Source organism: Bradyrhizobium sp. (assembly GCF_030693485.1).
Taxonomy (GTDB): Bacteria; Pseudomonadota; Alphaproteobacteria; order Rhizobiales; family Xanthobacteraceae; genus Bradyrhizobium.
The window spans coordinates 1-9,258 of record NZ_JAUYAN010000120.1; the positions used below are offsets into that span (position 1 = coordinate 1).

Here is a 9,258-nt window from a genome sequence, read left to right on the forward strand (position 1 = left end):
CCGGCGCCTCCGATACCGAGATCAAGATCGGCAACATCATGCCCTACAGCGGACCCGCTTCCGCCTATGGTGTGATCGGCAAGACCGAAGAAGCCTACTTCAAGAAGATCAATGCCGAGGGCGGCATCAACGGCCGCAAGATCAACTTCATCAGCTATGATGACGGCTACAGCCCGCCGAAAACCGTCGAGCAGGCCCGCAAGCTGGTCGAGAGCGACGAGGTGCTGTTCGTCTTCAATCCGCTCGGCACGCCGCCGAATTCCGCGATCCAGAAATATCTGAATACCAAAAAGGTGCCGCAGCTGTTCGTGGCCACCGGCGCCACCAAGTGGAACGACCCCAAGGACTTCCCCTGGACCATGGGCTGGCAGCCCAACTACCAGAGCGAGTCCCGAATCTATGCGAAATACATCCTGAAGGAGCATCCGAACGCCAAGATCGCCGTGCTCTACCAGAACGACGATTACGGCAAGGATTACCTGAAAGGCCTGAAGGACGGGCTTGGCGCCAAGGCGGCTTCGATGATCGTCATCGAGGAAAGCTTCGAGGTCACGCAGCCGACCGTCGATTCCGCCGTCGTCAAGATGAAGTCGCTGAACGCCGACGTCTTCTTCAACGTCACCACGCCGAAGTTCGCGGCTCAGACGATCAAGAAGATGAACGAGATCGGCTGGAAGCCGGTACACTTCCTCAACAACGTCTCGGCCTCGATCGGCAGCGTGATGAAGCCGGCCGGTTTCGAGAATGCGCAGGGCATCATCTCGTCCAACTACCTCAAGGACACGTCCGATCCGCAGTGGAAGGACGATGCCGGCATGAAGGCATTCGATGAGTTCCTCACCAAGTACTTCCCCGAGGGCAACCGGATCGACGGCTCGGTGATGTACGGCTACACCGTCGCGCAGGGCATCGTTCATGTCCTGAAGGCCTGCGGCGACAATCTCACCCGTGAGAACGTCATGAAGCAAGCGGCCAACATCAAGGGCCTGGAACTCGGCGGTCTTTTGCCTGGTATCAAGGTCAACACCAGCCCAACCGACTTTGCCCCGATCTCCCAGCTTCAGCTGATGAAGTTCAAGGGCGAGAAATGGGATCTGTTCGGCGATGTCATCAGCGGCGACGTCGGGGGCTGATGCTGCCCAAGGATTAACCGACAGTCAAGGAACCGGCCCCTGCGCCAACGCGCAGGGGCTTTTTCTTGAAGGCCACTGCCGACCGTGCCATAAGTCGCGCACAACACTAAGAAAATGGGAGAGAATTGGAATGCCTTCAACAACCAAGAAACTTGCTATTGCCTCGGCTGCTTTCGCCATGTTTGCCGCAACCAGCAGCGGCGCGCTCGCGCAGAAGAAATACGACCCCGGCGCCACCGATACCGAGATCAAGATCGGCAATATCATGCCCTACAGCGGACCCGCTTCCGCCTACGGCGTGATCGGCAAGACCGAAGAGGCCTACTTCAAGAAGATCAACGCCGAAGGCGGCATCAACGGCCGCAAGATCAATTTCATCAGTTATGATGACGCCTACAGCCCGCCGAAAACCGTCGAGCAGACGCGCAAGCTGGTGGAGAGCGACGAGGTTCTGTTCGTCTTCAATCCGCTCGGCACCCCGCCGAATTCGGCGATCCAGAAATACCTGAACTCCAAGAAGGTGCCGCAGCTGTTCGTGGCCACCGGCGCCACCAAGTGGAACGATCCGAAGGACTTCCCCTGGACCATGGGCTGGCAGCCCAACTACCAGAGCGAAACCCAGATCTATGCCAAGTACATCCTGAAGGAACATCCCAACGCCAAGATCGGTGTGCTCTATCAGAACGACGATTACGGCAAGGATTACCTGAAAGGCCTGAAGGACGGACTCGGCGCCAAGGCGGCCTCGATGATCGTCCTGGAGGAAAGCTACGAAGTTTCGCAGCCGACCATCGACTCCCAGATGGTCAAGCTCAAATCGTCGGGCGCCGATGTTTTCGTCAACATCACGACCCCGAAATTCGCAGCCCAGGCGATCAAGAAGAACAATGAAATCGGCTGGAAGCCGGTGCATTTCCTCAACAACGTCTCGGCCTCGATCGGCGCCGTGATGAAGCCGGCCGGTTTCGAGAACGGCCAGGGCATCATCTCGTCGCAATACCTGAAGGACACGTCCGATCCGCAGTGGAAGGACGATGCCGGCATGAAGGCGTTCGACGAGTTCCTGACCAAGTACTTCCCCGAAGGCAACCGGATCGATGGCTCGGTCATGTTCGGCTACACCGTCGCGCAGGGCATCGTTCATGTGCTGAAGCAGTGCGGCGACAACCTGACGCGCGAAAACGTCATGAAGCAGGCGGCGAGCATCAAGAATCTCGAACTCGGCGGTCTGTTGCCTGGCATCAAGGTCAACACCAGCCCCACCGACTTCGCTCCGATCTCCCAGGTGCAACTGATCAAGTTCAAGGGCGAGACCTGGGAAAGGTTCGGCGAAATCCTGAGCGGCGACGCCACCAACTAGAGCGCTCCTGCTCCGGACGCGGCGCAGCCACGTCCGGAGCACTGCCACCGCAAGCCCCCGCAGCACGCTGCGGGGGTTTTCTTTTGCGCCAAACGGATGGATAAGCTGCGTTGCATGTTCTCAACTCAACGCCCGTGACACCATGACCGACAGACGCCCTCTCCTGCGCGCGATCTTCGACGCCGCAATTGCCGCAGCACATCCTGACGTCGTGCTGGCGCAGCACCTGCGCCCGGCGCCGAAGGGCCGGGTGATCTGTCTGGCCGCCGGCAAGGGCGCCGCCGCCATGGCCGCGGCGGCGGAACGGTACTATCTCGACGAACTCGGACTGCCGCCGTCGCGGCTCACCGGTATCGCAACTACCCGCCACGGCCACGGCGTGTCGACGCGGCGGATCAGGGTGGTCGAAGCCGGCCATCCGGTGCCCGACGAGGCCGGCCTCAAGGGCGCGGCCGACAGCCTGCTGCTGGCGCAGGATGCGGGACCCGACGATCTGTTGCTGGTGCTGCTGTCGGGCGGCGGCTCGGCGAACTGGATCGCGCCGGTCGAGGGCGTGACGTTCGCGCAAAAGCAGCAGGTCAACCGCGCGCTGCTGCGCTCGGGCGCGCCGATCGGCGAGATGAATGTGGTGCGCAAGCATTTGTCGCGGATCAAGGGCGGCCGGCTGGCGCGCGCCGGCAGGCTCGCCGACATCGTGACGCTGGCGATCTCGGACGTTCCGCATGACGACCCTTCCGCGATCGCATCGGGGCCGACCGTGCCGGATCCGACCACGCTGGCGGACGCGCGCGCGCTTGTCGCAAAATACCGGCTCGTGGTCGACGATGCCGTCCGCGCGGCACTCGACGACCCCGGCAACGAGAGCTGCAAGCCCGGCGATCCCGCCTTTGCGCGCGCGCATTTCGAGCTGATCGCGCGGCCCAAGGCCTCGCTCGACGCCGCGATCAAACTGGCAAGGGACGCCGGTTACGAGATCATCGATCTCGGCGCCGACCTCGAGGGCGAAGCCCGCAGCGTCGCCGCCGAGCACGCGCGACTGGCTTTGCAGGCGCGCGCAGGCGGCAAGCGGCTGGCGATCCTCTCCGGCGGCGAACTCACTGTCACGGTGCGCGGCAATGGCCGCGGCGGCCCCAATCAGGAATATGCCCTGGCGCTGGCCGCTCTGCTCAAGGACGCGCCGGATATTTCGGCGCTAGCCGCCGATACCGACGGCGCCGACGGCGGCGCCGGGAGTGCCAGCGATCCCGCCGGCGCGCTGATCGATGCCACCACGTTTACGAAAATGAAGTCGCTCGGCCTCGACGCAAAGGCCTGTCTCGACGACAACGACGCCACCACCTTCTTCACCGCGACCGGCGATCTGGTGCTGACCGGCCCGACGCTGACCAATGTGAATGACATCAGGGTGATTCTGGTGGATTGACCCCCTGTCATTCCGGGGCGCGCATTGGCGCGAACCCGGAGTGATAAATGACTAAAACTCTCTTGCGATCGTCGCCAGCATGTCCAGCAGCGCGGCGCGGTTGGCGGGGCCGAGCAATTCGTTGAGGCGGGCCTCGTGCTTGGTGGCAACCAGCTTCTTGGCGCGCGCCAGCACCGCCCGGCCCTTGTCGGTCAGCATCAGGATGTGGGAGCGGCGGTCGTTGGTCGACCGGATCCGCGTGCACAGATCGCGGCTCTCGAGGCCGTCCAGCATCGCCACGAAGTTCGGCCGCAGGATGCCGAGCGTGCTGGCGATCTCGGTCTGGTTGCGGCCGGGATTCCTGTCGAGCAGCAGCAGCACCGAGAACTGCGCCGGCGTCAGTTGCAGCGGTGCCACGCAGCGCAGAAAATCCTCGAACACCCGCAGTTGCGCGCGCTTGAGCGAATAGCCCAAGAGCTCGGACAGTTCGCCGAGTTGCAGCGCCGCGTCATCAACCGAACCCTCGGCCGGTTCCTTGCGGACGGCGCGGGACGGCTTGGCGGCAGCGGCGCTAGCAGTCTTGGAAACAGTCATCGCTCGAGGCTCGCAATCCCGTTAGACTCTTGGAGAAAGGCCCGGACAGAGTGGACGGGCCTTGAAGTTATATTTGATAATTGTTATGCACTATACCGAATATCGGCAGGACTTTTCAACTGCTGTTATTTGACGGTCAGCGGCTGCTCAAGGCCGCGACCGCTCCGACGCGTGATGGGGAGCGCCCGGTCTTGAACACGACGATCATGCTGTTCCTGGTGCAGGACGGCATTACCAATGGTGCAATCTACGCATTGCTAGGCCTCGCGCTGGTGCTGGTGTTTGCCGTCACCCGCGTCATCCTGATTCCGCAGGGCGAATTCGTCACCTTCGGCGCGCTGACCTATGCGACGCTGTCGACGGGCAATATGCCGGGCACCGCGATGCTCGCGGTGGCGATGGGCGTCGTGGCGTTCGGGCTGGACCTGTTCGCCGGCCGCAGCGCGCTGCATCCGCGCCTGGTCGCGCGGGCCTTCGCGATCAATATCCTGCTGCCGGTGGCGATCTACGCCCTGACTTCCTGGCTGGCCGGCAAGAACACGCCGATCGCGGTCAATATCGCGCTGTCGCTGCTGATCGTCGCGGCGATCGGGCTGTCGCTCTACCGCCTCGTATTCCAGCCGCTGGCACACACCTCGGTGCTGGTGCTGCTGATCGCCTCGGTCGGCGCCCACCTCGCGCTGCAGGGTCTCGGCCTGGTGTTCTTCGGCGCCGAAGGCCAGCGCGGCCCGACCATCTCGGATGCCGCCTTCATGGTGGGCCCGCTGCGCTTCACCGGCCAGAGCATCGCGGTCTACGCCATCACCATCGCCTTCATCGCCGGACTGTGGCTGTTCTTCGGCTTCACGCTCTATGGCAAGGCGCTGCGCGCCACCGCCGTCAACCGGCTCGGCGCCCGGCTGGTCGGCATCCGCACCACGCTGTCGGGACAGATCGCCTTCCTGCTCGCTTCGGTGATCGGGGCAATTTCAGGCATCCTGATCGTGCCAATCACGACATTGTATTACGACACCGGCTTCCTGATCGGCCTGAAGGGCTTCATTGCCGCGATCATCGGCGGGCTGGTCAGCTACCCCCTGACCGCGGTCGCGGCCCTCGTGGTCGGCACCGTCGAGGCGTTCTCCTCGTTCTATGCCAGCAATTTCAAGGAAGTCATCGTGTTCACGCTGATCCTTCCGGTCCTCGTGCTGCGGTCGATCGCAGCACCCGAGGTCGAGGAAGAGAAGGATTGATGGCGATGACGCAACGGCTGTTACCCGTCTCGATCTTCGCGGCCCTGATGGCGGTGATCCCGCTGATCCCGGGCATGCCGCCGTTCTGGATCGTGCTGCTCAACAATATCGGGCTCGCGGCGCTGGTAGCGATGGGCCTGGTGCTGCTGACCGGCGTCGGCGGCCTGACCTCGTTTGGCCAGGCGGCGTTTTGCGGCTTCGGCGCCTACACCACAGCAGTGCTCTCGACCGCCTATGGCGTGTCGCCATGGCTGACGCTGCCGCTGTCGCTTTTGGTCAGCGGCGGCGCCGCCGTCCTGCTCGGCCTCGTCACGGTGCGGCTGTCGGGTCACTATCTGCCGCTCGGCACCATCGCCTGGGGCATCGGCCTGTTCTACCTGTTCAGCAAGCTGGAATTCCTCGGCCGCAATGACGGCATCACCGGGATTCCGCCGCTGTCGATCGGCACGCTCAAGATGCTGGATGCCGGCACGATCTATTATGCGATCTGGATCGCGGTGCTGATCTGCGCGCTGCTGAGCATGAACTTGCTGGACTCGCGTACCGGCCGCGCGATCCGCGCACTGCGCCGCGGACACATCGCCGCCGAGGCGTTCGGCGTGCAGACGCCGCGCGCCAAGCTGCTGGTGTTCATCTATGCGGCTGTGCTGGCCGGGCTGTCCGGCTGGCTCTATGCGCATTTCCAGCGCGCTGCCAACCCGACCCCGTTCGGCGCCCACGCCGGCATCGAATATCTCTTCATCGCCGTGGTCGGCGGCGCCGGCTATGTCTGGGGCGCGGTGCTGGGCGCCGGCATCGTCGTCATCCTGAAGGAGATCCTGCAGAGCTACCTGCCGCTGCTGTTCCGCGGCGAAGGCCAGCTAGAGACCATCGTGTTCGGCATCCTGCTGGTGCTGCTGTTGCAGCTGGCCCCGACCGGCGTCTGGCCGTGGCTGATGGGGCGCCTGCCGTTCAAACCATTCCGCAAGCGGCCCGATACCTCCCTCGCTCTGCCCCCGCGCGACCGTTTGGCCGCGGCCCCCGGCGCATTGCTCAAGATCGATAACGCGCGAAAACAATTCGGGGGCGTGATCGCCGTCAACAATGTATCCTTTGAGGTGCAGGCCCGCGAGATCGTCGCCCTGATCGGCCCCAACGGCGCCGGCAAGAGCACGACCTTCAACCTGGTCACCGGCGTGCTCACTTCCTCCGGCGGCACCATTTCGGTGAACGGCCAGAACATCGACAACGCGCCGCCGCAGGAAGTGGCAAAGCTCGGCATCGCCAGGACCTTCCAGCACGTCAAGCTGGTGCCCGACATGAGCGTACTGGAAAACGTCGCGATCGGCGCGCATCTGCGCGGTCATTCCGGCGCCATCTCCAGCATGCTGCGCCTCGACCGGACGGACGAGGCGAAATTGCTGGCCGAAGCGGCGCGCCAGATCGAGCGCGTCGGGCTCATCGACCAGATCGATCAGCCGGCGGGCAGCCTGTCGCTCGGCCAGCAGCGCATCGTCGAGATCGCGCGCGCGTTGTGCGTCGATCCGATCCTGTTGCTGCTCGACGAACCCGCCGCGGGCCTGCGGCACATGGAAAAGCAGCGGCTCGCAGCATTGCTGCGGCAGCTGCGCGACGACGGCATGTCCGTGCTGCTGGTCGAGCACGACATGGGATTCGTGATGGATCTTGCCGATCGCATCGTGGTGCTCGACTTCGGCACCAAGATCGCCGAGGGCACGCCCGATGCGATCAAGCGCAATCCGGATGTCATCAAGGCCTATCTCGGAACGGTGGCATGAGCGCGCTGCTGAAAGTGACCGACGCCCATGTCGCCTATGGCAAGGTCGAGGCCGTGCGCGCGGTGTCGCTCGAGGTCGCCGACAACGAAATCGTCACCATCATCGGGGCCAACGGCGCCGGCAAGACCACACTGCTGAACGCCGTCATGGGCATCCTGCCGCTTACCGGCGGTGTGGCCTTTGCCGGCAAGGACATCCCGCGGCTCGAAATCGAGGACCGCGTCGCGGCGGGCCTCAGCCTGGTGCCCGAGCATCGCGAGCTGTTCGGCACCATGAATGTCGAGGACAATCTGCAGCTCGGCGCCTTCCGGATCGCCAAGGCCGTCGCGACGCGATCGTTCGAGCGGGTCTACACGCTGTTTCCGCGATTGAAGGAGCGCCGCAAGCAGCTGGCCGGCACGCTGTCGGGCGGCGAGCAGCAGATGCTGGCGATGGGCCGCGCTTTGATGGGCGCGCCAAAACTGTTGATGCTGGACGAGCCGAGCCTCGGCCTCGCGCCGATCATCGTCGCCGACATTTTTCGAACCATTGGCGAATTGCGCGCCGCCGGCGTTTCGGTGCTGCTGGTGGAACAGAACGCGCAGGCGGCGCTGAAGATCGCCGACCGCGCCTATGTGATGGAGCTCGGCGAGTTCATCCTGAGCGGCCCGGCCGCGGAGATCGCCACCAACGCGCGGGTGGCAGCGAGCTATCTCGGGTTTCAGCATGAGGGTGCGAGCGGGATTTAGTCGCTGCTTGCACTCGCTCGTCGCTTGAGCCTCACTTCACCCTCCCTGGAGGCACCCTCCAGGGGAGGGCAAGAAAAAGGCCGGCCTCCTTGAGGAGACCGGCCCACTTTCACGATTCAGTCAAGCGTCCCCGCTTACTTCGCCGGAACGTACTTTCCGTCCTTCACGGTCAGGATGATGCGCGAGCGGTCGTCGAGGCCGTAGCGGTCTTTTTCGGTGAAGTTGTAGACGCCCTGGCTCGCCGCCATGTCCTTTTCGCTCAGCAGCGCCTTGCGGATGCCCTCGCGGAATTCCGCGGTGCCCGGCTTGCCGGCCTTCAGCGCCACCGGAATGACGCGCTTGAGGATTTCGAAGGCGTCGTAGGAATGTCCGGCGAACTGGCTGCGGCTGTTGGGGCCGTATTTGGCCTCATAGGCGGCGTTGAGCGCGAGGCCCGGCTTCTTTGTCAGCGCGCTGTCGGCTTGCGTTTCCGGCGACATCACCGGACCCGACGCCATGATGACGCCCTCGGCCGCCTTTCCGGCGATCCGGATGAAGTCCATGCTGGCAGCGCCGTGGGTCTGATAGATCAGGCCCTTGTAGCCGCGTTCGCGCAGCGCGGTCTGCGGCAGGGCCGCCGCGGTGCCGGAAGCGCCGATCAGGATCGCATCGGGATTGGCGGCGACCAGTTTGAGCGCCTGGCCCGCGACCGAGGTATCCGGCCGGGCGAAGCGTTCCTCGGTGGCGACCGTCAGGCCCATCGCCACGCCCTGCGCCTTGAAGTCGTTGAACCAGAGGTCGCCGTAGGAATCGGAGTAGCCGATATAGCCGACGGTCTTGACGTTGTTCGCCTTCATGTGCTCGTACAACACCTTGCCCATGATCGGAATCGGCTGCGGCATCGCGACCGACCATTTGGCGCGCTCCGGCGTGATCGGGAACGGCGCCAGGCCGAAGTGCGGAATACCGGCCTCGTTGGCGACGGTGGAGACCGCCACCGTCGGCGGCGTGGTGGACGACCCCATGATGATGTCGGCCTTGGATTCCGTGAC

The 9,258-nt window shown here is 64.0% G+C and carries 8 protein-coding genes; 6 read left to right on the top strand and 2 right to left on the bottom strand.

Annotated features, from left to right (window positions below; translation table 11 throughout):
• From Q8N40_RS08825 to Q8N40_RS08835, 3 genes are all read left to right on the top strand, one after another.
• Positions 1–1,133, top strand: a 1,133-nt coding sequence (locus tag Q8N40_RS08825; RefSeq protein ID WP_305711542.1) for an ABC transporter substrate-binding protein, incomplete at its 5' end; no start/stop codon positions are given.
• 130 nt (positions 1,134–1,263) lie between these two features.
• Complete coding sequence (locus tag Q8N40_RS08830) at positions 1,264–2,493, top strand: ABC transporter substrate-binding protein (RefSeq protein ID WP_305319809.1); 1,230 nt, start codon at positions 1,264–1,266, stop codon at positions 2,491–2,493.
• Positions 2,494–2,635: 142 nt separating this feature from the next.
• On the top strand, positions 2,636–3,916 hold the full coding sequence (locus tag Q8N40_RS08835; protein ID WP_305711543.1) for a glycerate kinase: 1,281 nt from the start codon (positions 2,636–2,638) through the stop codon (positions 3,914–3,916).
• Positions 3,917–3,967: 51 nt separating this feature from the next.
• Here Q8N40_RS08835 and Q8N40_RS08840 read toward each other — a convergent pair whose 3' ends face one another.
• Complete coding sequence (locus Q8N40_RS08840; RefSeq protein ID WP_305711544.1) at positions 3,968–4,489, bottom strand: MarR family winged helix-turn-helix transcriptional regulator; 522 nt, start codon at positions 4,487–4,489, stop codon at positions 3,968–3,970.
• Between the two features lie 191 nt (positions 4,490–4,680).
• Between Q8N40_RS08840 and Q8N40_RS08845 the strand changes: the two genes are divergently transcribed.
• The 3 genes from Q8N40_RS08845 to Q8N40_RS08855 are packed head-to-tail and all read left to right on the top strand — an operon-like array spanning position 4,681 to position 8,227.
• Entirely contained in the window at positions 4,681–5,721 is a 1,041-nt protein-coding gene (locus Q8N40_RS08845; protein WP_305322381.1) for a branched-chain amino acid ABC transporter permease, read from the top strand.
• Positions 5,722–5,726: 5 nt separating this feature from the next.
• Positions 5,727–7,499: an ATP-binding cassette domain-containing protein gene (locus Q8N40_RS08850; RefSeq protein ID WP_305711547.1), complete on the top strand. Its 1,773-nt coding sequence runs from the start codon at positions 5,727–5,729 to the stop codon at positions 7,497–7,499.
• Positions 7,496–8,227, top strand: coding sequence for an ABC transporter ATP-binding protein (locus Q8N40_RS08855; protein ID WP_305711545.1), 732 nt, complete (start codon positions 7,496–7,498; stop codon positions 8,225–8,227). The genes Q8N40_RS08850 and Q8N40_RS08855 overlap by 4 nt, the downstream gene beginning before the upstream one ends.
• Before the next feature lie 134 nt (positions 8,228–8,361).
• Here the strand turns inward: Q8N40_RS08855 and Q8N40_RS08860 are convergent.
• A partial coding sequence (locus Q8N40_RS08860; protein WP_305711546.1) for an ABC transporter substrate-binding protein occupies positions 8,362–9,258 on the bottom strand: 897 nt, incomplete at its 5' end.